Source organism: Tropicimonas sp. TH_r6, assembly GCF_033101155.1.
Taxonomy (GTDB): Bacteria; Pseudomonadota; Alphaproteobacteria; order Rhodobacterales; family Rhodobacteraceae; genus Tropicimonas.
In genome coordinates this window covers 412,674-436,438 of record NZ_JAWMPX010000001.1, presented here as the reverse complement: position 1 = coordinate 436,438, position 23,765 = coordinate 412,674, and the positions used below count along the sequence as shown (strand labels likewise).

Annotated in this window: 20 protein-coding genes; 5 read left to right on the top strand and 15 right to left on the bottom strand. The window is 62.3% G+C overall.

What is annotated here, in order from left to right:
• Positions 1-34: 34 nt before the first annotated feature.
• From rpoC to secE, 12 genes are all read right to left on the bottom strand, one after another.
• Positions 35-4,282 (bottom strand): DNA-directed RNA polymerase subunit beta', encoded by a 4,248-nt coding sequence (gene rpoC, locus R3X27_RS01930; RefSeq protein WP_317707121.1) that lies wholly within the window; start codon positions 4,280-4,282, stop codon positions 35-37.
• A 73-nt stretch (positions 4,283-4,355) separates the two neighbouring features.
• Positions 4,356-8,492, bottom strand: coding sequence for a DNA-directed RNA polymerase subunit beta (gene rpoB / locus R3X27_RS01925; protein ID WP_317707120.1), 4,137 nt, complete (start codon positions 8,490-8,492; stop codon positions 4,356-4,358).
• A gap of 232 nt (positions 8,493-8,724) precedes the next feature.
• On the bottom strand, positions 8,725-9,102 hold the full coding sequence (rplL, locus tag R3X27_RS01920) for a 50S ribosomal protein L7/L12 (protein ID WP_317707119.1): 378 nt from the start codon (positions 9,100-9,102) through the stop codon (positions 8,725-8,727).
• Between the two features lie 66 nt (positions 9,103-9,168).
• Positions 9,169-9,687 (bottom strand): 50S ribosomal protein L10, encoded by a 519-nt coding sequence (gene rplJ, locus R3X27_RS01915; RefSeq protein ID WP_317707180.1) that lies wholly within the window; start codon positions 9,685-9,687, stop codon positions 9,169-9,171.
• A gap of 289 nt (positions 9,688-9,976) precedes the next feature.
• Positions 9,977-10,525 (bottom strand): helix-turn-helix transcriptional regulator, encoded by a 549-nt coding sequence (locus R3X27_RS01910; protein ID WP_317707118.1) that lies wholly within the window; start codon positions 10,523-10,525, stop codon positions 9,977-9,979.
• Complete coding sequence (locus R3X27_RS01905) at positions 10,522-11,118, bottom strand: hypothetical protein (protein ID WP_317707117.1); 597 nt, start codon at positions 11,116-11,118, stop codon at positions 10,522-10,524. The genes R3X27_RS01910 and R3X27_RS01905 overlap by 4 nt, the downstream gene beginning before the upstream one ends.
• Positions 11,119-11,285: 167 nt before the next feature.
• A complete protein-coding gene (locus R3X27_RS01900; protein ID WP_317707116.1) occupies positions 11,286-11,828 on the bottom strand; it encodes an NADPH-dependent FMN reductase in 543 nt (180 codons plus the stop codon).
• A gap of 24 nt (positions 11,829-11,852) precedes the next feature.
• A complete protein-coding gene (locus R3X27_RS01895; RefSeq protein ID WP_317707115.1) occupies positions 11,853-13,088 on the bottom strand; it encodes a lytic murein transglycosylase in 1,236 nt (411 codons plus the stop codon).
• 256 nt (positions 13,089-13,344) lie between these two features.
• On the bottom strand, positions 13,345-14,046 hold the full coding sequence (gene rplA, locus R3X27_RS01890; protein WP_317707114.1) for a 50S ribosomal protein L1: 702 nt from the start codon (positions 14,044-14,046) through the stop codon (positions 13,345-13,347).
• Positions 14,047-14,049: 3 nt separating this feature from the next.
• Complete coding sequence (gene rplK / locus R3X27_RS01885; protein ID WP_317707113.1) at positions 14,050-14,478, bottom strand: 50S ribosomal protein L11; 429 nt, start codon at positions 14,476-14,478, stop codon at positions 14,050-14,052.
• 475 nt (positions 14,479-14,953) lie between these two features.
• The gene (nusG, locus tag R3X27_RS01880) at positions 14,954-15,487 is read right to left on the bottom strand and encodes a transcription termination/antitermination protein NusG (RefSeq protein ID WP_317707112.1); all 534 of its coding nucleotides are present in this window, start codon (positions 15,485-15,487) and stop codon (positions 14,954-14,956) included.
• Between the two features lie 215 nt (positions 15,488-15,702).
• Positions 15,703-15,894: a preprotein translocase subunit SecE gene (gene secE / locus R3X27_RS01875; RefSeq protein ID WP_411572445.1), complete on the bottom strand. Its 192-nt coding sequence runs from the start codon at positions 15,892-15,894 to the stop codon at positions 15,703-15,705.
• Positions 15,895-16,110: 216 nt separating this feature from the next.
• Between secE and R3X27_RS01870 the strand changes: the two genes are divergently transcribed.
• The 4 genes from R3X27_RS01870 (at position 16,111) to R3X27_RS01855 (ending at position 20,195) form a co-directional block, all read left to right on the top strand.
• A complete protein-coding gene (locus R3X27_RS01870; protein WP_317707111.1) occupies positions 16,111-16,905 on the top strand; it encodes a YdcF family protein in 795 nt (264 codons plus the stop codon).
• Between the two features lie 134 nt (positions 16,906-17,039).
• Positions 17,040-18,293, top strand: a complete 1,254-nt coding sequence (locus R3X27_RS01865; RefSeq protein WP_317707110.1) for an Hsp70 family protein — start codon at positions 17,040-17,042, stop codon at positions 18,291-18,293.
• A gap of 33 nt (positions 18,294-18,326) precedes the next feature.
• Positions 18,327-19,331 (top strand): class I SAM-dependent methyltransferase, encoded by a 1,005-nt coding sequence (locus R3X27_RS01860; RefSeq protein ID WP_317707109.1) that lies wholly within the window; start codon positions 18,327-18,329, stop codon positions 19,329-19,331.
• A gap of 45 nt (positions 19,332-19,376) precedes the next feature.
• A complete protein-coding gene (locus R3X27_RS01855; protein WP_317707108.1) occupies positions 19,377-20,195 on the top strand; it encodes an SDR family NAD(P)-dependent oxidoreductase in 819 nt (272 codons plus the stop codon).
• Positions 20,196-20,225: 30 nt separating this feature from the next.
• On the opposite strand, the gene R3X27_RS01850 is transcribed toward R3X27_RS01855, so the two are convergent.
• Entirely contained in the window at positions 20,226-20,627 is a 402-nt protein-coding gene (locus R3X27_RS01850) for a hypothetical protein (RefSeq protein WP_317707107.1), read from the bottom strand.
• Between the two features lie 121 nt (positions 20,628-20,748).
• Here R3X27_RS01850 and hemF point away from each other — a divergent pair, with 121 nt between their 5' ends.
• Positions 20,749-21,639 carry an oxygen-dependent coproporphyrinogen oxidase gene (hemF, locus tag R3X27_RS01845; RefSeq protein WP_317707178.1) on the top strand — a complete coding sequence of 297 codons (891 nt, stop codon included), beginning with the start codon at positions 20,749-20,751 and terminating at the stop codon, positions 21,637-21,639.
• A 152-nt stretch (positions 21,640-21,791) separates the two neighbouring features.
• On the opposite strand, the gene R3X27_RS01840 is transcribed toward hemF, so the two are convergent.
• Both R3X27_RS01840 and hemE read right to left on the bottom strand, forming a co-directional pair.
• The gene (locus R3X27_RS01840) at positions 21,792-22,358 is read right to left on the bottom strand and encodes a hypothetical protein (protein ID WP_317707106.1); all 567 of its coding nucleotides are present in this window, start codon (positions 22,356-22,358) and stop codon (positions 21,792-21,794) included.
• Between the two features lie 336 nt (positions 22,359-22,694).
• Positions 22,695-23,726, bottom strand: coding sequence for a uroporphyrinogen decarboxylase (gene hemE / locus R3X27_RS01835; protein ID WP_317707105.1), 1,032 nt, complete (start codon positions 23,724-23,726; stop codon positions 22,695-22,697).
• Positions 23,727-23,765 lie beyond the last annotated feature (39 nt).

Sequence of the window (23,765 nt, the reverse complement as noted above, 5' to 3'; positions counted from 1 at the left end):
GCGGGGCGTCCTGTTTTCAATCGTCTGTCCGGGCTCAGAGGTCGCGGCTCTCCGCCGTGTCCACGATGAAGATATCCTCGGCGCTTCCGCCAACGACATCCTCGACCGGGGCTGCCAGCGCCGCCGCGGCTTCCGCCTCGGCCTGGCGCTCGTCGATCACCTTCTGATCGCGATCCGTAGCGATCTTGCGGACCCGCTGGGTCGCGCCACCGGTGCCCGCCGGGATAAGGCGGCCGACGATGACGTTCTCCTTGAGACCGACCAGCTTGTCGCGCTTGCCCTGGACCGAGGCCTCGGTGAGCACGCGGGTGGTCTCCTGGAAGGAGGCCGCCGAGATGAAGGACCGGGTCTGCAAGCTCGCCTTGGTGATGCCGAGCAGGATCGGTTCGCCCTGGGCCGGGCGGCGGCCGTCCTTGAGCGCCTTGGCATTGGCCTCGTCGAACTCGGCCTTGTCCACGTTCTCGCCCTTGAGCAGCGTGGTTTCCCCGGAATCCTGGATCTCCCACTTCTGCAGCATCTGGCGAACGATCACCTCGATATGCTTGTCGTTGATCTTCACGCCCTGCAGACGATAGACCTCCTGCACCTCGTTGATCATGTAGTCAGCCAGCGCTTCGACACCCATGATCGACAGGATGTCATGCGGCGCCGGGTTGCCGTCCATGATGTAGTCGCCCTTCTGGATGAAGTCGCCTTCCTGCACCGGGATGTGCTTGCCCTTCGGCACCATGTATTCGACCGGCTCCAGCCCTTCTTCGGCAGGAACGACCGCAATCCGACGCTTGTTCTTGTAGTCGCGTCCGAATTTCACATAGCCATCGGCCTCGGCGATGATCGCGTGATCCTTGGGACGACGCGCCTCGAAGAGTTCGGCCACACGCGGCAGACCACCGGTGATGTCCTTCGTCTTCGCGCCTTCCCGCGGAATACGCGCGACCACGTCACCGGCCTTGACCTCGGAGCCTTCCTCGATCGAGAGGACCGCATCCACCGACATCTGGTAGGTCACGGGGTTGCCGAGATCGTTGCGGACCGCCTCGCCCGTTTCCGGGTCGAGGATCAGGACTTCCGGCTTGAGCTCGTTGCCCTTGGGCGCGGAACGCCAGTCGGACACGATCTTCTGCGTCATGCCGGTCGCATCGTCCGTATCTTCGCGCACCGAGATGCCCGAGATAAGGTCGACGAACTTCGCGGTACCGGCCTTCTCGGCGATGATCGGCTGGGTGTATGGGTCCCATTCGAAGAGCTTCTCGCGACGGGCGATCTGCTGACCGTCCTTGACGAAGATCTTCGAGCCGTAGCTGATCTTGAAGTTGCCACGCTCCACACCATGCTCGTCCATGATGGCGATCTGCATGTTACGGCCCATAACCACATGCTCACCAGCTGCGTTTTCCAGCAGGTTCGCATTGCGGAACTCGATCTTGCCGTCGAAGTTGGCCTCCTGGAAGGATTGCTGGCCACCCTGGGCAACGCCGCCGATGTGGAAGGTCCGCATCGTCAGCTGTGTGCCCGGCTCACCGATCGACTGCGCCGCAATGATACCCACGGCCTCGCCCTGGTTCACCGTCGTACCGCGCGCAAGGTCACGGCCATAGCACATGGCGCAGACGCCCTCTTCGCTCTCGCAGGTCAGCGGCGACCGCATGCGGATGGAAACGAGACCGGATTTCTCGATCTCGTCGGCCTTGCGCTCGTCGATCAGCTCGTTGCGCGCAACGATGACCTCGTCGGTGCCCGGACGCAGGATGTCCTCGGCCGCGACACGGCCCAGCACACGCTCGCCGAGCGTCGCCACGACCTCGCCATCCTTGATCGCCGGCTCGGCGGTGATCGCGATATCGGTGCCACAGTCATGCTCACGGATGATGCAATCCTGCGCCACGTCCACCAGACGACGGGTCAGGTAGCCCGAGTTCGCCGTCTTCAGAGCGGTGTCCGACAGACCCTTCCGGGCGCCGTGAGTGGAGTTGAAGTACTCCAGCACGGTCAGGCCTTCCTTGAAGTTCGAAATGATCGGCGTCTCGATGATCTCGCCGGACGGCTTGGCCATCAGGCCGCGCATGGCGCCCAGCTGCTTCATCTGCGTAACGGAGCCACGCGCCTTGGAGTCGGCCATCATGTAGACCGAGTTCGGCTCTTCTTCAGCGCCGTTCTCGTCTTTCCGCTTGGCGGAGATGGTGTTCATCATGGCGTCCGTGACGCGGTCGTTACATTTCGACCAGGCATCGACGACCTTGTTGTACTTCTCACCCTGGGTGATCAGGCCGTCCATGTATTGCTGTTCGAAATCCTTGACCTGGTCGCGGACCGAGTCGACGATCTCCCACTTGGTGTCGGGGATGACCATGTCATCCTTGCCGAAGGAGATGCCGCCCTTGAACGCTTCGCGGAAGCCCATCGTCATGATCTGATCGCAGAAGATGACCGATTCCTTCTGGCCGCAATAGCGGTAGACGGTATCGATGACCTTCTGGACGTCGCCCTTCTTGAGCAGGCGGTTGACCAGCTCGAACGGCGCCTTGGCGTTCTTTGGCAGCAGCGCGCCAAGACGGACCCGGCCGGGCGTCGTCTCGTAGCGGATCATCACTTCCTGGCCATGATCGTCGATCTGCGAGACGCGGCACTGGATCTTGGCATGCATATGCACTTCGCCTGCATCGAGGGCGTGTTGCACCTCCTCGATGCCGGAGAAGATCATGCCTTCGCCCTTCATGCCTTCGCGCATCATCGACACGTAGTAGAGGCCGAGGATCATGTCCTGCGAGGGCACGATGATCGGCGCGCCGTTGGCGGGCGACAGCACGTTGTTGGTCGACATCATCAGCACGCGCGCTTCAAGCTGGGCTTCCAGCGAGAGCGGCACGTGGACGGCCATCTGGTCACCGTCGAAGTCGGCGTTAAAGGCCGAACAGACGAGCGGGTGCAGCTGGATCGCCTTGCCTTCGATCAGCGTGGGTTCGAAGGCCTGGATGCCGAGGCGGTGCAGCGTGGGCGCGCGGTTCAGAAGGACCGGGTGCTCACGGATAACCTCGTCGAGGATATCCCAGACCTCGGGACGTTCTTTCTCCACCAGCTTCTTCGCCTGTTTCACGGTACTGGACAGGCCCTTGGCCTCCAGCCGCGAATAGATGAAGGGCTTGAAAAGCTCGAGCGCCATTTTCTTCGGAAGACCGCATTGATGCAGCTTCAGCTCCGGGCCGGTCACGATGACCGAGCGGCCGGAGAAGTCCACGCGCTTACCCAAAAGGTTCTGCCGGAAGCGACCCTGCTTGCCCTTGAGCATGTCGGAGAGCGACTTCAGCGGACGCTTGTTGGCGCCGGTGATAACGCGGCCACGACGACCGTTGTCGAACAGCGCGTCAACGGATTCCTGCAGCATCCGCTTTTCGTTACGGATGATGATGTCCGGCGCGCGCAGCTCGATGAGACGCTTGAGACGGTTGTTCCGGTTGATCACGCGGCGATAGAGATCGTTCAGGTCCGAGGTCGCGAAACGGCCACCATCCAGCGGGACGAGCGGGCGCAGTTCCGGCGGAATAACCGGCACGACCGTGAGGATCATCCATTCCGGACGGTTGCCCGATTCCAGGAAATGCTCGACGATCTTCAGACGCTTGATGATCTTCTTCGGCTTCAGCTCGCCAGTGGCTTCCTTCAGCTCGTCGCGCAGTTGCTCGGCGGTCGACTCAAGGTCGATCTGGGAGAGCATCTCGCGGATCGCTTCGGCGCCGATATTGGCGGTGAAGGCGTCCATGCCATAGGTATCCTGGGCATCCATGAACTCCTCTTCGGACATGAGCTGCCCGTAGGAGAGGTCAGTGAGACCCGGCTCGATGACAACGTAGTTCTCGAAGTAGAGAATGCGCTCGAGATCGCGAAGCGTCATGTCCAGCATCAGGCCGATGCGGGAGGGGAGCGACTTCAGGAACCAGATATGCGCAACCGGCGCGGCCAGTTCGATATGGCCCATGCGTTCGCGGCGCACCTTCTGCAGCGTGACTTCCACGCCGCATTTCTCGCAGACAACGCCGCGATATTTCATGCGCTTGTATTTGCCGCAGAGGCATTCGTAATCCTTGATCGGGCCAAAGATCCGGGCGCAGAACAGGCCGTCGCGCTCCGGCTTGAAGGTCCGGTAGTTGATGGTCTCGGGCTTCTTGATCTCGCCATAGGACCACGAGAGGATCCGTTCCGGGCTCGCCAGCGACACCTTGATCTCGTCAAAGACCTTCGGCGGGGTGAGCGGGTTGAACGGGTTGTTGGTCAGTTCCTGGTTCATCTTCAAATCCTTGAAATGGTGCGGGAGGGGAGGAGCCGGGCGACGCGTGCGCCGCCCGTTTCAGGCCGGGGCCTTATTCCTCGCCCTCCGCATCCAGGAGTTCCATGTTGAGGCCGAGGCCACGCACTTCCTTGACGAGAACGTTGAACGATTCCGGCACGCCGGCTTCGAAATTGTCCTCGCCCTTGACGATGCTCTCGTAGACCTTGGTCCGTCCTGCCACGTCGTCCGACTTCACCGTCAGCATCTCCTGCAGGGTGTAGGCGGCGCCGTAAGCTTCCAGGGCCCAGACCTCCATCTCCCCGAAACGCTGACCGCCGAACTGCGCCTTACCACCAAGCGGCTGCTGGGTGACGAGCGAGTACGGGCCGGTGCTCCGCGCGTGGATCTTGTCATCCACGAGGTGGTGCAGCTTGAGCAGGTACTTCATGCCCACGGTGACCTTGCGGGAGAACTGCTCGCCGGTGCGGCCGTCGAACAGGTCCGACTGACCGGACAGGTCAAAGCCGGCACGCTTGAGCGCGTCATTGACGCCCTCTTCGCGGGCACCGTCAAAGACAGGCGTGGCGATCGGAACACCGTTGGTGACGAGCGAGGCGCTCTCCACCAGGTGATCTTCGTCCATCTCGGCGATGCCTTCTTCGTAGACATCCTCGCCATAGACCAGCTTCATCGCGTCCCGGACCGGGGTCAGGTCGCCAGAGCGGCGATACTCGTCCAGAGCGTCATCGACCTTGATGCCGAGGCCGCGCGCGGCCCAGCCCATATGGGTCTCGAGGATCTGTCCGACATTCATCCGCGAGGGCACGCCGAGCGGGTTCAGCACGAAGTCGACAGGCGTACCGTCGGCGAGGAAGGGCATGTCCTCCATCGGGACAACCCGGGAGATAACACCCTTGTTGCCGTGACGGCCGGCCATCTTGTCGCCCGGCTGAAGCTTGCGCTTCACCGCGATGAAGACCTTGACCATCTTCATCACGCCCGGCGGCAGGTCGTCGCCGCGGCGAACCTTCTCGACCTTGTCCTCGAAACGGGCATCCAGCGCGCGCTTCTGCACGTCGAACTGCTCGTTCAGCGCCTCGACCACCTGCGCGTCGGCCTCTTCGGCCAGCGCCAGCTGCCACCACTGGCCCTTGGACAGGGTTCCCAGCAGATCCTCGGTGATCGCCGCATTGGACGGAACGCCCCTCGGACCCTTCACCGCGGTCTTGCCGAGGATCATGGACTTCAGGCGCGCATAGATGTTGCGCTCGAGGATGACGAGCTCGTCGTCCCGGTCACGGGCCAGACGCTCGACCTCTTCGCGCTCGATCTGCAGCGCACGCTCGTCTTTTTCCACACCATGGCGGTTGAAGACGCGCACTTCGACGACAGTACCAAAATCCCCCGGCGGCAGGCGCAGGGAGGTGTCACGGACATCGGAAGCCTTCTCACCGAAGATGGCGCGCAGGAGTTTCTCCTCCGGCGTCATCGGGCTCTCGCCTTTCGGGGTGATCTTGCCCACGAGAATGTCTGCCGGGCCCACTTCGGCGCCGATATACACGATCCCCGCCTCGTCGAGGTTGCGCAGGGCTTCCTCGCCGACATTCGGGATATCGCGGGTGATCTCTTCCGGGCCGAGCTTGGTGTCACGGGCGGCGACTTCGAATTCCTCGATATGGACAGAGGTGAAGACGTCATCCTTGGCGATGCGCTCGGAGATGAGGATCGAGTCCTCGTAGTTGTAGCCGTTCCAGGGCATGAAGGCGACGATCACGTTCTTGCCGAGGGCCAGCTCACCGATATCGGTGGAGGGGCCGTCCGCGATCACTTCGCCCTTGGTCACCAGGTCGCCCACCTTCACCAGCGGACGCTGGTTGATGCAGGTGTTCTGGTTGGACCGCTGGAACTTGCGCAGGCGGTAGATATCGACGCCGGGATCACCGACCGCGAGATCGGCCGTGGCGCGGACAACGATCCGCTGGGCGTCGACCTGGTCGATGACGCCGGCACGCTTGGCCTGGATGGCCGCGCCCGAGTCGATGGCGACCTTGCCCTCGATGCCGGTGCCGACAAGCGGCGCCTCGGCGCGCAGGAGCGGAACCGCCTGACGTTGCATGTTCGAGCCCATCAGAGCGCGGTTGGCATCGTCATTCTCGAGGAACGGGATCAGCGAGGCAGCGACCGAGACCAGCTGCTTGGGCGACACGTCGATCAGGTCGACCGTGTCACGCGGCGCCATGGTGTATTCGCCCGACTGGCGGGTGTTCACCAGATCGTTCTCGAAGCGACCGTTGACGTCCAGATGCGCGTTGGCCTGGGCGACCGTGTGGCGCATCTCCTCCGTCGCGGACATGTAGTGAACCTCATCGGTCACCTGCCCGTCTTTCACGACGCGGTAGGGGGTCTCGATGAAGCCGTACTTGTTCACGCGGGCAAACGTGGCCAGCGAGTTGATCAGACCAATGTTCGGGCCTTCCGGCGTCTCGATCGGGCACATCCGGCCATAGTGGGTCGGGTGCACGTCGCGAACCTCGAAGCCGGCACGCTCACGGGTCAGACCGCCCGGGCCAAGCGCCGAGAGACGACGCTTATGCGTGACCTCGGAGAGCGGGTTGGTCTGGTCCATGAACTGGCTGAGCTGCGAGGAGCCGAAGAATTCGCGCACGGCAGCCGCGGCGGGCTTGGCGTTGATCAGATCCTGCGGCATGACCGTGTCGATCTCGACGGAGGACATGCGCTCCTTGATCGCGCGCTCCATGCGAAGCAGGCCGACGCGGTACTGGTTTTCCATCAGCTCGCCGACCGAGCGAACACGACGGTTGCCGAGGTGGTCGATATCGTCGATGTCGCCCTTGCCGTCACGCAGCTCCACCAGCGCCTTGATACAGGCAATGATGTCAGCCTTGCGCAGGGTCCGTTGCGTGTCTTCGGCGTCCAGCGCCAGACGCATGTTCATCTTAACCCGGCCAACGGCGGAGAGATCGTAGCGCTCGCTGTCGAAGAACAGGCTGTCGAAGAGCGTGGACGCGGCCTCGACGGTGGGCGGCTCGCCCGGACGCATCACGCGATAGATGTCCATGAGCGCGGTGTCGCGGCCCATGTTCTTGTCCATCGCCATGGTGTTGCGCATGTAGGGGCCGACATTGATGTTGTCGATGTCGAGCACGGGGATCTCGGTGAAGCCCGCATCCATGAGATCCTTGAGAATCCCGCCGGTGACCTCGCCATCCTTGTCGGTTTCCCAGGTCAGCTCGTCGCCGGCCTCGGCATAGATCGCGCCGGTATCTTCGTTGATGATATCCTTGGCGACAAAGCGGCCGACGATATGATCGAAGGGCACGAGCAGCTCGGTGATGGTCCCCTCTTCGAGGATCTTCTTCACGGCGCGCGGCGTGACCTTCTTGCCGGCCTCGCAGATCACCTCGCCGGTGGCGGCATCGACCAGATCATAGGTCGGACGCGTGCCACGAGCCCGCTCGGGGAAGAACTTGGTAACCCAGCCCTTGTTCTTCTCGAGCTTGAAGTCGACCGTATCGTAATAGGCGTCGCAGATGCCTTCCTGATCGAGACCGAGTGCATAGAGCAGGGTCGTGACCGGCAGCTTGCGGCGGCGGTCGATGCGGGCATAAACGTTGTCCTTGGCATCGAATTCAAAGTCGAGCCAGGAGCCGCGATAGGGGATGATCCGGCAGGCGAAGAGCAGCTTGCCCGAAGAATGGGTCTTGCCCTTGTCATGGTCGAAGAACACGCCCGGGGAGCGGTGCATCTGGGAAACGATCACCCGCTCGGTGCCGTTGACGATGAAGGTGCCGTTGGGCGTCATCAGGGGCATGTCGCCCATGAAGACATCCTGCTCCTTGATGTCCTTGACGGATTTCGCGCCAGTATCCTCGTCGATATCGAACACGATGAGGCGAAGCGTGACCTTCAGCGGGGCGCTGTAGGTCATGTCGCGCTGCATGCATTCTTCAACGTCGTATTTCGGCTTTTCCAGCTCGTAACGAACGAATTCAAGAACAGCGGTCTCGTTGAAATCCTTGATCGGGAATACCGACTGGAAGACACCCATGATGCCTTCGCCGTCTTTCGGCTCGGTTGAATCGCCGGACTTCAAGAATAGATCGTAAGAAGATTTCTGAACCTCGATGAGGTTCGGCATTTCCAGGACTTCCCGGATCTTGCCGAAATACTTGCGGAGTCGCTTCTGGCCAAGGAAGGTCTGCGCCATGTGGTAAGTCACCTTTCGTCTGTCGCGTTGCACATGCCGTCGGGCCCCGGCTGTGCGCCGCTCACGAATGAAGGGGGATCAGGTTCTATTCCCGTCACCGTCCCACCGGCAACTCCCGAACCATTTGAACCGCGCCTTGGAAAGGGTCGGGCAGTTCGGCCCTTTCCAAGACAGGTTCGGCAGGAGCCGGTTTTCACCGGCTCCTGCCTCACAAATCAGGTCAAAACTCGGATTACTTGAGTTCGACTTCGGCGCCAGCTGCTTCCAGCTTGCCCTTGATTTCTTCGGCTTCGTCCTTGGAGCACTGCTCCTTGACGGCCTTGCCACCAGCTTCGACGAGCTCTTTGGCTTCCTTGAGGCCCAGGCCGGTGATGGCGCGGACTTCTTTGATGACGTTGATCTTCTTGTCGCCAGCGGCTTTGAGGATCACATCAAATTCGGTCTGCTCTTCGGCAGCCTCACCAGCGCCTTCAGCCGGGCCAGCCATCATGACAGCGCCGCCAGCGGCGGGCTCGATGCCGTACTCGTCCTTGAGGATGGTTTTCAGTTCCTGGGCTTCGAGAAGGGTCAGACCCACGATCTCTTCAGCAAGTTTCTTCAGATCAGCCATTGTACTGTTTCCGTATCTCTATTTGTGTTCCAACGCGAAGTTCTTGTCTCCACGAAGGTCTCGCGATCACGCGGCCTCGCCGCGCTCCTCGATGGTGCTGAGAATGCTCGCGATGTTCGAAGCAGGTGCGCCAATGGCCCCGGCAATGTTGGATGCAGGCGCGCCGATGCAGCCGACGATGGAAGCAATGAGCTCCTCGCGCGACGGCATTTTCGACACGGCCGTGACACCAGCACGGTCCAGGGCGTTCTCTCCCATGGCCCCGCCGAGGATCTCGAATTTCGAGTTTTCCTTGGCAAAGTCCTCGGCAACCTTGGCCGCGGCCACGGGGTCTTCCGAGAAGGTGAGAACAGTCATGCCCGTCAGATACTCGCCGATGCTTGCGCAGGGCTTGTCCTCAAGGGCGATCTTGGCGAGCCTGTTCTTGGCAACACGCACGGATGCTTCGGCGCCGCGGGCGCGAGCACGAAGATCCTGCATCTCGGCAACCGTGAGACCTTCGTAGTGGGCAACCACTACGACGCCAGAGCTTTCAAAGATCTGGCCGAGTTCGTCGACCAATTTCTCTTTCTGGGCTCTATCCACAGTTTCACTCCAAGTATGGGAGGCTTGCACCCCCCGGCTCATGTTTGCCGGCGAAAGCCGGCGTTCAGGTCCGATATACGGGGCTGCGCCAATCCGCCCGAGGTCACCCTCGGCCAATCTTGTCGTATCCCGTCTCAGGCAGGAATTATGGCGACCGTCTTTTGGATCGCTCGCCACCCACCGTCTTGGACGAAACGCAAAACAGCGCACGACGAATCGCACGCTGGTTTGCGAGATGTTTACTTAGTGGCTTCTTCATCCATTGCCAAGACAAAACAACGTAGGACGACTAAAGCGGTTCTGCGAGCAACTCGATGAAATAGCTGACCAGTTGCACCCGCCCCGACTGGCCGGACTTCTGATAGATGGAGGAGTTCTGCGCCTTTATGGTGCCTTCGCTCTTGTCCAGCAGCCCGGCAATCTCGGCAATCGAGAAGCCCTTGACGATGAGTGTGGCGACCTCGCGTTCGGCCGCACTGAGGCCCCATTGATCGAACTTCGCCATCATCACGGAATGAAACGAGGCCGACGCGACCCGGAGTTGCTCCTCGAGGCGCTCTGTCCGGCGCATGGACCGCCGGAGCATCAAAAGCGTGATCACGGATCCGGTCGCCATGCCGACGATCGACAGCAACTCCACGATCTCATGCACTTCCCAGGAAAGCGCGTGTCCGTGCAAGTCCAGCACCGTTCCGGCAAAATCGAACAGGAACAGGCACAATGCGGCAAGCTGGACCACCAGCGCCACAGCCAGCCAACGTCCGATTCCGCCCGGCGCGGCACCGCCCCGCGCCGATGGCGCGGGCGCGGATCCGGAATCTGTGAGATCAACACTCACGAGTCGTCATCATCATCATCGTCGTCGTCGTCATCATCGTCATCGTCGTCGTCGTCGTCATCATCGTCATCGTCGTCGTCGTCATCATCGTCGTCATCATCGCCGCGGTCATCGTCGCGATCATCATCGTCATCGTCATCGTCGTCGCGGTCGTCATCACGGTCGTCATCGCGATCATCATCGTCATTGTCATCGTCGTCGCGGTCGTCATCGCGGTCGTCATCGCGGTCGTCATCGCGGTCATCGTCATCGCGGTCATCATCGCGGTCGTCATCGTCATAGTCGTCATCGCGGCCGCCACGACGATCATCATCATCATCTTCATGATCGTCGTCGTCGTCCCGTTCGACCTCATCCTTCAAGACGCGCCCGGAACCCGTCAAAACGATCTCCCGTTCGATATCGCCGCGTTTGGCCTCGATCTTGGTTCGGCCGAGCATAGTGCGTTTCACCTCGAATTGCCGGAAACCCTGTTCGCGAAGTTGCTGGATCACCGCCTCCGTTGGTGTCTCGGCCATCAGAAGACCTGTCCCCGCAAATGTCGCAACGAGGAAGGTCGTGATTTTCAGCGCCTTTTTTGTCGATCCGGTCATTGTCTTCATACCTCCTGTGGATTGAGTTGACCTGCCTTCAAGCTGTCGCCGCAAAGGTCTGGGCTCAATCCGACCATGGTCCAAAAGGCGCCGGATGGACGAAGGATTATGCCGTTCCGGGCATCGCCAAGGTCACCGTCGCACCCCCCGCATCGGCAGTGTGCTGCTCACCCTCGGGTCCAGTCGACGAATCCCTCCAGGAACGTCGCGAGCCGGCCCCGTGTCTCGGCGTCGACCACCTCGCCTGCATCATCAACCAGTTTCCGGACCCCGGAGACCATGAGACGCCCCTCGTGATACTGCCGGGCTTGCAGCGCGCGCAGCACCTGCAGCCAGTGTGTCTGGGCCATGATCGTGCCAAATCCGCCCGGAGACGCGCCGATCACTGCCACCGGCTTTCCCTTGAACACGGCCGCACCCGGCCCGCTGCCGACCCAGTCCAGCGCGTTCTTGAACACGCCGGGAATGCCATTGTTGTATTCCGGCGTGGACAGGAGCAGCCCATCTGCCGCCTCGATCCGGGCGCGCAGGTCGAGCACGGCGGCCGGGACTCCGTCCGCTTCCAGATCGGCGTTGTAGAGCGGCACATCGGCAATCGAGCCGATCTCGAGGCTTGCCCCGCCCGGCATCTCTTCCGACGCCGCTTTCAGCAACGCCGCGTTGAAAGACTTGCGGCGCAGACTGCCGCTCAAACCAAAGATGCGTGTCATGTCCGGACCTCCTGTTCAGTCCGCCTAACGTAGGCTGTTCAGCAAGGCGGACGAGGGTTGTCCGGTCACCGCCATGCCATTGGCCCGCTGATAGTCGCTGATCGCGGCTTCGGTTTTCGAGCCGATCACGCCGTCGGGCTCACCCACGTCATAGCCCTTCGCATTCAGCCGCCGCTGCAACTCCTTGCGATCATCGATCCGCATCCCGTAACGGTCCGGCGCAAAGCTGCCCTGAATCGGCGGCTTTCCGATCAACCGGTCCGACAGGTGCCCAACGCCGATGCCGTAGCTCTCGGCATTGTTGTAGCGCAGGATCACGTTGAAATTGTTGAACACCATGAAAGCCACACCGCCGATCCCGTCCGGGGCCAGAATCGCCGCCGAGCCGTGATTGGGCACCTTGCGACCATTCATGTCCCGTACGCCAGACGCCGCCCATGCATCCGGGCTGCGCTTCGTGCCGCGGCCGGTCGGGCCGGTGTAGCCGGCGGGAAGCTGCACCTCGACACCCCAGGGTTGGCCGCGCCGCCAGCCATTGCGCTGCAGATAGGCGGCCGTGGAGGCCAGCGAGTCAGACGGGTCGTCGGACCAGATATCGCGCCGCCCATCGCCAGTGAAATCGACAGCGAATGCCTGGTAGGAGGTCGGGATGAACTGCGTGTGCCCCATCGCTCCGGCCCAGCTTCCGAGCATCTTCTCCGGTGTCGTGTCGCCGCGCTGCAGGATCTTCAACGCCGCGATCAGTTGCTTCTCCATGAAGACGCCGCGACGTCCGTCAAAGGCCAGCGTCGACAGCGAGGAGATCACCGGAATATCGCCGCGCCGGGTGCCGTATTTGCTTTCCAGCCCCCAGATTGCGGTCACGACCTGCTTCTCGACGCCGTAGCGGCTCTCGACGGCCGAAAGGGTGGAGCCATGCCGGTTCAGCGCCGCCTTGCCCATACGGATACGTTCATCGGAGGCGGCAATCGCAATGTAGTCCTCCAGCGTGCGCTTGAACTCGGTCTGGTTGCGATCCTTGTCGATCACATCCGGCAGGTAGCCGACATCACGGAAGGCGCGCTCAATCACGCTCGACGAGATCCCTGCCGACGCCGCCCGCCCCTTGAAGGAAGCCACCCAGGCATCGAAAGCCGGATTCGGAACCGCACGTACGCTCGTCCCGCCCGATCGCGACACGCTGCTGCCACCACCACTCATACAGCCCGAAACCAGCGTCGCCGTCAGACCGCAAAAAACCGTTCGCCGGGAGATCTCCATGGCAATGCCCTTTGTTGATAAACTGCTCGCAGCGAGCTTACAGCCTTCCAACCGCCGCGCCTAGCGTGTGCCGGAGCAGGCGAGCGGAAAATAGCGGCACCACAGCGTCCGGGGAACGCCCCAGCGCTGCTGGACCGGGACCCAACCTTGCCAGCCTTGAAACATGCAAGCTCCGAACTCCGGCGCCCCAGACCAGTGCCATAAAAAAAGGCGCCCCTCAGGAGCGCCTTCTTTCGAATTTTCCGAAACCGTTCGGTTACTGCTGTTCGGTCGCAGCAGCCACATCGATGGTCACGCCCGGGCCCATAGAGGAACTCAGCGAGATCTTTTCCATGTAGGTGCCCTTGGCGCCCGAGGGCTTCGCCTTGGCAACCGCATCGCAGAACGCCTTGACGTTCTCGATAAGCTTGGCCTCGTCGAAGGACGCCTTGCCAACGCCAGCATGGACGACACCGCCCTTTTCGGCCTTGAACTGCACCTCGCCGCCTTTGGCAGCGTCGATGGCGGTCTTGACGTCGGGGGTCACGGTGCCGACCTTCGGGTTCGGCATCAGGTTGCGCGGGCCCAGGATCTTACCAAGGCGGCCGACGATCGGCATCATGTCCGGGGTCGCGATGCAACGGTCGAAGTTGATCTCGCCACCCTGGATGGCCTGCATCAGGTCTTCGGCACCAACGATATCGGCGCCGGCAGCGGTTGCTTCCTCGGCCTTGTCACCACGGGCGAAGACAGCCACGCGGACGGTCTTGCCGGTGCCGTTCGGCAGAACAACGGTGCCACGGACCATCTGGTCGGCGTGACGGGTGTCGACGCCCAGGTTCATCGCGATCTCGACGGTCTCGTCGAACTTCGCCTTGGCGTTGGCCTTGACCAGGGAGACGGCCTCCTCGACGGAGAGGTCTTCCTTGCCGGCAAAGGCTTCACGGGCGGCGCGGGTACGTTTTCCAAGCTTGGCCATAATTTACCCTTTCACCTCGATACCCATGGAACGGGCGGAGCCGAGGATGATCTGCATCGCGGCTTCGATATCGTTCGCGTTGAGGTCCTTCATCTTGGCCTCTGCAATTTCTTTCACCTGGGCGACCGTCACGGAACCGACGATTTCCTTGCCCGGGTTGTTGGCGCCGGACTTGAGCTTGGCGGCCTTGCGCAGGAAGTAAGACGCGGGCGGCGTCTTGATGTCCATCGTGAAGGACTTGTCCTGGTAGTAGGTGATGATGGTCGGGCAGGGCGCACCCGGCTCGAGTTCCTGCGTCTTGGCGTTGAACGCCTTGCAGAATTCCATGATGTTGATGCCGCGCTGACCGAGCGCAGGGCCAACGGGGGGGGACGGGTTCGCCTGTCCGGCGGGCACCTGCAGCTTCATGGTGCCGGCGAGCTTCTTGGCCATCTGGCCTCTCCTTCTCTACAACGGCCCGCGAACGCGTTCGGGGCCTTGACGATGTTGCCGTGGTCAGGGTCCGGGCGCGCCCGAAATACCTCCCACGTTGCCATGTGGTACACGACCACACGCCGCTGACGGACTCCGCCGCGGAGCCGCTGCTCTACCCCCTTCGATACAAAGATGCAAGCCTGTCCGCCGCGCCGCGCCATGGGAGCAAACCGACCGCACGGGCGTAGCCGAAGCAGGTTCCATGGTGTCGCCATCGAAGCCTGAGACAGGGCACAGTGATCGTCCGTTTCAGGCCGTGAGATCTTGGATTTTGGATCTTGATCCAATCCCCAAGAAACGAGGGCGCGCGCAGACCGAAAGATTTCAGCACACCGACGCAAGCTGCCGACAGTCGAAGGATGGAAAATGCGTGTAGAAGCCCACTCCGGCAGGTTCAGGGCTGTTTTCCAGCGCTAAAACGCGTCGACCGCGATCAGATTTCCTTGGTCACCTGCGTGAACTCGAGCTCGACCGGTGTTGCCCGCCCGAAGATCGAAACGGTCACCTTGAGGCGATTGTTGTCTTCGTCCACATCCTCGACCATGCCCGAGAAGCCCTCGAAAGGACCATCGGTCACGTTCACGGTCTCGCCAACCTCGTAGGTGATAAGCGATCGCGGCGCCTCGACGCCTTCTTCGACGCGGTTGAGGATCTGGTTCACCTCCGCATCGCGCATCGGCATCGGCTTACCTTGCGGGCCAAGGAAGCCCGTAACCCGGTTGATAGAGTTGATCAGGTGATACCCCTGGTCGGACATTTCCATGTGCACGAGAACGTATCCGGGCATGAACCGACGCTCGGCGGTCACTTTCTTGCCGCGGCGCACCTCGATCACTTCCTCGGTCGGGACAAGCACCTCATCGATCTCATCCTCAAGACCGGCTTGCACGACGTCGTGCCGGATCTGTTCGGCAATCTTCTTCTCGAAATTCGAGAGAACGCTAACCGAATACCAACGCTTCGCCATATGCCCCGCCTTGCCTTGTTCAAATCGGCCCTAGGGGCCGGTAATTCCACATCTCCGGGCTCAGCACCCGACCCTCCCGAAACGAAAAAGCGGCGTGCGACTCGAATCGGTGCACGCCTGCTCAGGAAGGTCCGGCTGCTTTAGCGCTCCGAACCGCCAGTTTCAAGAGCAATGCCCAGCGCGCCGGAAGGCCCGGCACACCAGCCACCCTGAATTCAGCCGAACATGCCCAGAACGAATTGCAGCCCCTGCCGGATCAGCAGATCGACGAGGAAAAAGAAGATCGCGGTCAGCGTGGCCATTGCCAGCACCATGATCGTGGTCAGCAGGACCTCGCGGCGCGACGGCCACACGACCTTGCCGACCTCGGTGCGCACCTGCTGCATGAACTGAAGGGGGTTGGCCATTGGAATTCCCGCGTGTTTCGCTTGTCGTGTTCTGAAGGCGGCACATACGCGGCACGGCAGCGGAATTCAAGATGCAAGCCGCATTCAGTGTACGCCTTGGCCAGATTTCCACCGGCGCCGGCAAAAGTCAGGTTCCGAAAACAGGTTGCGGCGGATAGTCCTGTCGGAACACGATCTCAATCCGGCCTTTGCGCCGACATGTCGTCCGGAGGGTTCATGGAGAATCTGTTCTTTGTCCTGTCGAAGCTTGTCTGGGCAGTCCTTCGGCCAGAGACCTGGATACCGCTTGGTCTGCTTGTCATCGCAATCCTTGTCCGTCGCAAAGCGCTCACCGCAGCCTATCGCTGCACGCTCGCCCTTCTCGTTTTCGTTCTCGCCATCGGCACCTTCCCCATCGGCTCCCTGCTCCTGACCCGCCTCGAGAAAGCCCATGCGCCCAATCCAACGCTCGAACGGGTTGATGGCATTATCGTCCTTGGCGGCGCGGAATGGATCTCGCTCCACGGACAACCGCAGTTCAACAGCGGCGCCGAACGCTTCACCGAAGCCATGGCCCTCGCGATTCGCTACCCTGACGCAAAGGTCGTGTTCACCGGGGGCAGCGGATTGCTCAGGGACCTTGGAACGGTCCCCGGGCATTCAGCCGATACCGCGGAGCTGTTCTTTCGCGGTCAAGGGCTGGAACCGGAACGGCTCCTGCTCGAAAGCGCCTCTCGCAACACTGCCGAAAACGCCGCCCGCAGTCTCGAGCTTGTCTCGCCCGGGTCGGACGAACGCTGGATCCTTGTCACGTCGGCAATGCATATGCCGCGCGCGATGCGCTCTTTCGAACGCGCAGGCTGGTCCGGACTTGTCGCCTGGCCTGTGGATTACCGTGGCCTGTCGGACGAGGGGGACGGCTGGAGTTGGCGCGAGAACATTGCCTGGAACTTCGCCGAAAATCTCGACCATCTCAACATTGCCACCAAGGAATATGTCGGCGCGCTCGCCTATGATCTGACCGGGCGTTGATCCCGCCCCGACCCGGCCAGCGGCCGAGCTGTCTGTCTGGGCTTGGTCCCATCGTCCCCCGGCCTCTTTCCACTTGCCCCGTTGGATCGCCCGGATTAAAGACGCCGGCTCTCTCATAGCCTGAGGATTTCTCCATGTGCGCCACCGTGCTCGCTGTCGATTTTGGTACGTCGAACTCTGCCGCAGCCATGCTCGAGGCAGGCGCCGTGCGTCGCATCCCCATTGAGACCGGGGCTGAAACCCTGCCCACGGCGGTCTTCTTTCCGGCGGAGAATGGAGCGATGCGCATTGGATCGGAAGCCGGAAAGGCGCTGATCGATGGCGAGGAGGGCCGCTACATGCGGGCGCTGAAATCCATTCTCGGCACGACACTTTTTCATGAGACACGGTGGGTCGGAGGAAAGCGCCGTTCGCTGGCCGAGATCGTCACGGCCTTCCTTGCTGTCGTGAAGCAACGTGCCGAAGCGCAAACGGGCCAGGATTTCAGTCACGTTCTGTCCGGGCGCCCTGTGCATTTCCACTCGGCCGATCCAGAGCGCGACGCCCGTGCCGAAGCCGATCTGCGCGGCTGCTACGAAGCGGCCGGCTTCACGGAGATCCGCTTCCTCTTCGAACCCGAAGCCGCGGCCCATGCCGCCAATCCGGATGAAAGGGAGGACGCACTCGGGCTAATCCTCGACATTGGCGGCGGCACATCGGATTTCTCGCTCTTCCGACGCAACGGCTCGAAGACCGAGATCCTCGCCAGCCACGGCATCCGCCTTGGTGGCACTGATTTCGATCAGGAAATCTCCATGAACCACGTCATGCCATTGCTCGGACATGGTGGGCTGCTGCGCCGAAGCTTCGGCGAGGGGCTGCTGCCAGTGCCGAATGCGATCTATCGCGACCTGTCGAACTGGGCCAGCATTCCATTCCTCTACGTGCGCGAAACCGAACGCGCCGTCGAGGACTTGCTGCGCCACGCAGTCGAGTCGGAAAAGATCGGTCGCCTGCAGGACGTGATCACGGAGCAACTCGGCCATGAACTGGCCTTTGCGGTCGAACGCGGCAAGATCGCGGCCAATCGCGAAAGCGCTGCGGCCCGGATCGATCTGGGCTTCATCGACCCGGCGCTTTCCGCGCGGATCACGCCGGGCTCGCTCAATGCTGCTCTGAGCGGTTTTCGCGAGAAACTTCGCACTGCGATCATGGAGACGTTCCTTCTTGCCCAGATCCCGCCGAACAGGGTCGACTCGCTGGTTCTCGTCGGCGGCTCCAGCCTGATGCGGCTCGTTTCGGACGAGGCGCGCGAGATCTGTCCCGGCGCGACGCTCCGGCGTTCGGACGCCTTTACGGCGGTGGTCGACGGGCTGGCCCTGGCAAGCGCGGAGGCATTTTCCGCGTGACCCAGGCCTCCGAAGCGATTAGAGGGGCAATCCATGTCCGATAGCCGCCTGACATTCGCGCTCAAATCCGGCGCGCTCCACTTGCCACAGACCGGCCAGATCGCCGTCTTCCGTCCACGCGCGGGGGCCGATCTCTCGGCGCTGCCACGCGAGCGGGTCGAGATCGTGCAAGGCAACCGCGCCGATCACGACGCCTGGGCCCGGCAGGGCTATGCCACCAATATCACGCCACCGGAAGATTTCGCCACCGCTCTGGTCCTGCTGCCGCGCGCCAAGGCCGAGTCGAAGGCGCTGATCGCCGCCGCCTCTGCCAATGGCGGCTCCGTCATCGTCGACGGACAGAAGACCGACGCCATCGATTCGATCCTGCGAGAAATCCGCAAGCGCGCCGAGACGACGGCACCCGTCGCCAAGGCGCATGGCAAGATCTTCCAGTTCCAGGCCAGCCCCGGCTGTTTCGCCGACTGGGCGCTGCCGCCGGTGACCCGGCTGGAGAGCGGCTGGATCACGGCACCGGGCATGTTCTCCGCCGACGGTCCGGATCCTGCCTCCGTTGCGCTGGCAAAGGCGCTTCCTGTCAAAATGCCGGGCCGCGTCGCGGATCTCGGGGCTGGCTGGGGCTATCTCGCCTTCCACGTGCTGGAGCGTCAGGGCGTGAGCGAATGCGTGCTGGTCGAGGCTGAACATGCTGCGTTGGAAGCCGCGCGGCAGAATCTGCATGGCGGGCGGGCGCGCTTCCTCTGGGAGGACGCCAGGGCCTGGAATGCACCGGAGCCCTTCGACCATGTCGTGATGAATCCGCCCTTCCACACCACGCGGGCCGCCGAGCCCGCGCTTGGCGCCGCCTTCATCGCAACCGCCGCGCGCAACCTCGCATCGCATGGCACGCTCTGGATGGTGGCCAACCGCCACCTCCCCTATGAGACCCCGCTGCGGGAAGCCTTCGGCGAGATCCGCGAACTCGACGGACCGCCCGGTTTCAAGATTCTCGCCGCCCGACGCCCGCGGGGGCAATCCGCCGCGCGCAAGCGCCGCTGAGTCTGAGCTAACATCCCCGTCACGTCACATCGACAGGACCCGATCATGACATTCTCCATCCAAGGCAAGACTGCTATCGTCACCGGCGCCGCCCATGGAGTCGGGCTCGCCATCGCCCGTCATTTCCTCGACCAGGGCGCGAACGTGATGTTCGCGGACATGGACGAACAGCGCCTCTGCGACGAGCTTGGTGCCCGAAAGGGCGATGACGGCACCGTCAATGCGCGGGCCTTCGCGGGCGATCTGCGAGAGAAGCTGACCATCGCCAACCTGCTCTCGGCCACGCTGGACAGTTTCGAACGAGTCGACATCCTCGTGAATGCCTGCCGTCAGATGGTCGCCTCGGACCCGCTGGATCCCGATAGCGACGCGGTAGGCATATTGCTCGAGCAGAACCTGATGACCGCCCTGCGCCTGAGCCAGACCGTTGCAAAGCGGATGATCAAGCAGGCCGAGAACTCGGAGCCCGACGAGCAGCATGCCATCGGCTCGATCATCAACCTGTCCTCGATTGCCGCCCGGAGGACACACCCCGAACTTCTTGGCTATTCGGTCTCCACTGCGGCGCTGGACCAGATGACCCGCTCTCTTGCCGTCGCGCTGGCGCCCTACCGGATCCGGGTCAACGGGGTCTCTTTCGGATCGGTCCTGTCGTCGAGCTTGATGGAAGCGCTGAAGCAGAACTCCGATTACCGCGCCGACATCCGGGATCACACGCCGATGAACCGCATCGCCAAGCCAAGCGAAGTCGCCGAGGCGGCGCAGTTCCTCGCCTCCGACGCAGCGGCCTTCATGACCGGCCAGATCATGACCGTCGATGGCGGGCGCACCTTGCTTGATCCGGTGACAGCGCCGGCCCACTAGTGTCACAGCGGGCGGCGGTCGGAGCCACCGTCAGTTCAACGGGTACTTGGCGTCGCAATACTCGATTTTTGGCTTGGCTTCGCGCGCCAGTCTTTCGCGAGTCCGCTTCAGTTCGGCCAGCTTGCGCCGTTCCGCATCGACATCGATCGTGACCGGGACGTTGCGATACCGCGTCTCCGGCACCGTGCAGTAATTCCAGCCATAGCCGACGCGGGAGCTGCGGTAGCCGCGGCTGCCGAGGCACAAATCGACCCGAGACGAGGTATAGGCCTCGCGGCGGACACCATAGCCGCGCTCGAGATTGGCTTCCGTCTGCACGATCAGGCCGTTGACAACAGAGAGGTCCCGGGCGGCCGATTTGATGCAGGTCTCGCGCGGCGTTGAGCATGCAGCGAGCGCTGGCAGCATAACGAGGAGAATCAATCGTTTCATGGCAAGATCATAGCCTTCTGAAGTCATTGCGCAAATAGCGCTTTTCGAGCCGGGTCTGGTCTGGCACGGCGATAGCTGCTAGCCCGTTCTGACGAACAGGAGGGAGGCCGCCATGACCGACATGACCGACATGATGCAACCGCAGAAGGACCGCGCATCGGCCTGGTTTCAGGAGCTGCGGGACCGGATCGTCGCCGCCTTCGAGGCGCTGGAGGACAGCCAGACAACCGGTCCACTGGCCGGTGCGCCCGCCGGACGGTTCGAGCTGCGCAAGACGACACGCGCAACCCCCGATGGCGGCGATGCCGGGGGCGGGCTGATGAGCGTGATGCGCGGCGGGCGTGTGTTCGAGAAGGTCGGCGTCAATATCTCCACCGTTCATGGGACGCTGGGCGAGGCGGCGCAGAAGGCGATGGCGGCGCGCGGCGTTCCCGGGATCGAGGCGGATCCGCGTTTCTGGGCCTCCGGCATCAGCCTTGTGGCGCATATGCAGAACCCCCATACGCCTGCGGTGCACATGAACACGCGGATGTTCTGGACTCCCGGCGCCTGGTGGTTCGGCGGCGGTGCCGATCTCAACCCCTGCCTGGAATATGACGCCGACACAGCTACCTTCCACGCCGCGCTCAAGGTGGCTTGCGGCGCACATGACCCCGCGTATTACGACCGTTTCAAGGCCTGGGCAGACGAGTATTTCTTCGTCCCCCATCGGGGCAGGGCCCGCGGCGTTGGCGGTATCTTCTATGACGACCTCAACACCGGCGACTGGGAGGCGGATTTCGCCTTCACCAAGGCTGTTGGCGACGCCTTTCTCCCGGCCTTCCTGCCGGTGACAGAGGCACGACGCGACACCGCCTGGAATGACGCGGACAAGGAGGCACAACTCGTCCATCGCGGCCTCTATGCCGAATACAACCTCGTCTATGATCGCGGCACCAAGTTCGGCCTTGCAACCGGCCACGACCCGGAGGCGGTCCTGATGTCACTGCCGCCACTGGCGAAGTGGATCTGACCTCCAGTTGGTTTGCCAGTTGGGCGTCGTCATCTTGGCGCAATCGACGGATCGCAAAGTGCCAAGGCCGGCACGGTCGTTGAATCCGGCTACAAGCATCAAGGAAGCTTGAGCCGTCCGGCACTCGGGGAACCTGACCTCAGGCGGTGTGTTCAGGGGCAGGCCGACGTTGTGATCTGGTCCGACCGAAGGTCGGCAAAGCTCTGCAACCAGGTCGAGAACTCCTTTGCCGCCACGATCGGCCGGTCGGTAAAGATCGGATGGCGAGAGACGTCCTCGATTGCTGCGATCAGGTCCAGAGCCGTGTCGAGATGCGCCTCAAGCGTGTTCCCGGGCCTGGCGGTCAACCCGGCCTGCCAGGCGACATTGGCGAGGTTGCGACGAAACTCGGCGCCGTAGCTCAGAAGGTTCCGTCGCGCCGTTGCATCGGGTCCCTCCGTGGAGAGAGCGTCAGCGAGTGCGTCGATCTCCTTGGGGGTGATGGCACGAATGTCGAATTTCCGCGCCAGAGTCGCACGAAGCTCCAGCGCATCCTGTCGGTTACGGACGGTCTTGCGCAGGGCAATTGCGGCCGTCGCAACTTCATCCGACCCCATTGGTCTCATTGAACGGTACAGGCGACCTCTTCCCGCAGCGACCTGCCGACCCGTATCGCCCGTTTGCCCGCTCTGCCCGAAATTCCGCTCCTGCGCCGCGCCGATATAAACACTCCTGTCCATGGTTTGACCTCTCCCAGGCGAATACTCCTGCGTCCAATAGAACCCAGACTGGGTTCGGAGACTTAATGAAAGGTTTACAATCACAGGTCGTGCAGCCCGATGATTTCGAAAATGACCATTTTCGCGCCAGCGATAGCGGCTTTATTCCGATTCTGTCATCAGACTGACAATTTCTTGGGACATCGGGCAAGAAACCGCGGGGGCCGCCTGCCTGTCATCCCGCACCGAGTCGCGGAACAACAACCTCGGATTGAAACACCCAAGGACTCGCCTCGAACCGCCCGGAAGGGCGCGTCCGCGAGCGTGGTTGGATACGACCGTTCCCTGCCTTCGCAGCTAGGCGCAGCTGCGAACTGTCTCGATCATCAGGGCAACATTCTCCGGATCGGCATCGGGGGTGATTCCATGGCCGAGATTGAAGATATGCGGTCCGCCGGAAAAGGCCTCTACGATGTGGCGGGTCTCTTCGATCAGCGCCTGCCCTCCGGTGACCATATGCGAGGAGGCAAGATTGCCCTGAACGCAGCCATCGACCTGCACATGTTTGGCGGCCCATTCCGGCGCGACGGAGTTGTCCAGCGCCACGCAATCGGCGCCCGTGGCCTTTGCGAAGCCGACATATTTCTCCCCCGCCTCTCGCGGGAAGGCGATGATCGGCAGGTCCGGATGGCGCGCCTTCAGCTCGGCGATGATCCGTTTTGCAGGCTCCAGAGCGTATTTCTCGAAATCCGCGCCCTTGAGGGAGCCGGCCCAGCTGTCGAAGAGCTTCACGGTTTCGGCGCCGGCCTCGACCTGCATGGAGAGATATTCGATGGTCGCCTCGGTCAGCCGGTCTAACAGCGCTTCGAAGAGCGGCCGGTTGCCGTCCTTGAGTGCATGGGCCGGCCCCTGATCCGGCGTACCACGCCCGGCGATCATATAGGTGGCGACAGTCCAGGGGGCCCCGGCGAAGCCAATCAGAGCGGTCTCGGCGGGCAGTTCGCTGGACAGGCGCCGCACCGTCTCATAGATCGGCGCGAGATGGTCATGGATATCGTCCTTGCCCTTGAGCTTGTCGAAATCGCCCTGTTCGGTGATCGTCGAAAGGCGTGGCCCTTCACCGGTGACGAACCACAGGTCGGCGCCAAGCGCCTCGGGGATCAACAGGATATCGGCAAAGAGGATCGCGGCGTCGAACCCGTAGCGGCGGATCGGCTGCAACGTCACCTCGGTGGCCAGCTCCGGGTTGTAGCAGAGCGAGAGGAAATCGCCCGCTTGCGCGCGGGTTGCGCGATATTCCGGCAGATACCGGCCCGCCTGGCGCATCATCCAGATCGGCGGCACGGGTTGCGTTTCTCCGGCCAGCGCCCGCAGCAGCTTTTTGGTCATTTTCGGTCTCTCCCCTCGTCTTGACCCGTTGGGTGCGGC

Bases quoted from the DNA above. Each gene is read 5' to 3' on its own strand.
- R3X27_RS01870 (WP_317707111.1), top strand. From the start codon at position 16,111: ATGGAGAATCTGTTCTTTGTCCTGTCGAAGCTTGTCTGGGCAGTCCTT.
- R3X27_RS01905 (WP_317707117.1), bottom strand. From the start codon at position 11,118: ATGACCGGATCGACAAAAAAGGCGCTGAAAATCACGACCTTCCTCGTT.
- hemF (WP_317707178.1), top strand. From the start codon at position 20,749: ATGACCGACATGATGCAACCGCAGAAGGACCGCGCATCGGCCTGGTTT.
- nusG (WP_317707112.1), bottom strand. From the start codon at position 15,487: ATGGCGAAGCGTTGGTATTCGGTTAGCGTTCTCTCGAATTTCGAGAAG.
- rpoC (WP_317707121.1), bottom strand. From the start codon at position 4,282: ATGAACCAGGAACTGACCAACAACCCGTTCAACCCGCTCACCCCGCCG.
- R3X27_RS01840 (WP_317707106.1), bottom strand. From the start codon at position 22,358: ATGGACAGGAGTGTTTATATCGGCGCGGCGCAGGAGCGGAATTTCGGG.
- R3X27_RS01855 (WP_317707108.1), top strand. From the start codon at position 19,377: ATGACATTCTCCATCCAAGGCAAGACTGCTATCGTCACCGGCGCCGCC.
- hemE (WP_317707105.1), bottom strand. From the start codon at position 23,726: ATGACCAAAAAGCTGCTGCGGGCGCTGGCCGGAGAAACGCAACCCGTG.
- rpoB (WP_317707120.1), bottom strand. From the start codon at position 8,492: ATGGCGCAGACCTTCCTTGGCCAGAAGCGACTCCGCAAGTATTTCGGC.
- R3X27_RS01895 (WP_317707115.1), bottom strand. From the start codon at position 13,088: ATGGAGATCTCCCGGCGAACGGTTTTTTGCGGTCTGACGGCGACGCTG.
- rplK (WP_317707113.1), bottom strand. From the start codon at position 14,478: ATGGCCAAGAAGCTCGCCGGCACCATGAAGCTGCAGGTGCCCGCCGGA.
- rplL (WP_317707119.1), bottom strand. From the start codon at position 9,102: ATGGCTGATCTGAAGAAACTTGCTGAAGAGATCGTGGGTCTGACCCTT.
- R3X27_RS01900 (WP_317707116.1), bottom strand. From the start codon at position 11,828: ATGACACGCATCTTTGGTTTGAGCGGCAGTCTGCGCCGCAAGTCTTTC.
- R3X27_RS01865 (WP_317707110.1), top strand. From the start codon at position 17,040: ATGTGCGCCACCGTGCTCGCTGTCGATTTTGGTACGTCGAACTCTGCC.
- R3X27_RS01860 (WP_317707109.1), top strand. From the start codon at position 18,327: ATGTCCGATAGCCGCCTGACATTCGCGCTCAAATCCGGCGCGCTCCAC.
- secE (WP_411572445.1), bottom strand. From the start codon at position 15,894: ATGGCCAACCCCCTTCAGTTCATGCAGCAGGTGCGCACCGAGGTCGGC.
- R3X27_RS01850 (WP_317707107.1), bottom strand. From the start codon at position 20,627: ATGAAACGATTGATTCTCCTCGTTATGCTGCCAGCGCTCGCTGCATGC.
- rplA (WP_317707114.1), bottom strand. From the start codon at position 14,046: ATGGCCAAGCTTGGAAAACGTACCCGCGCCGCCCGTGAAGCCTTTGCC.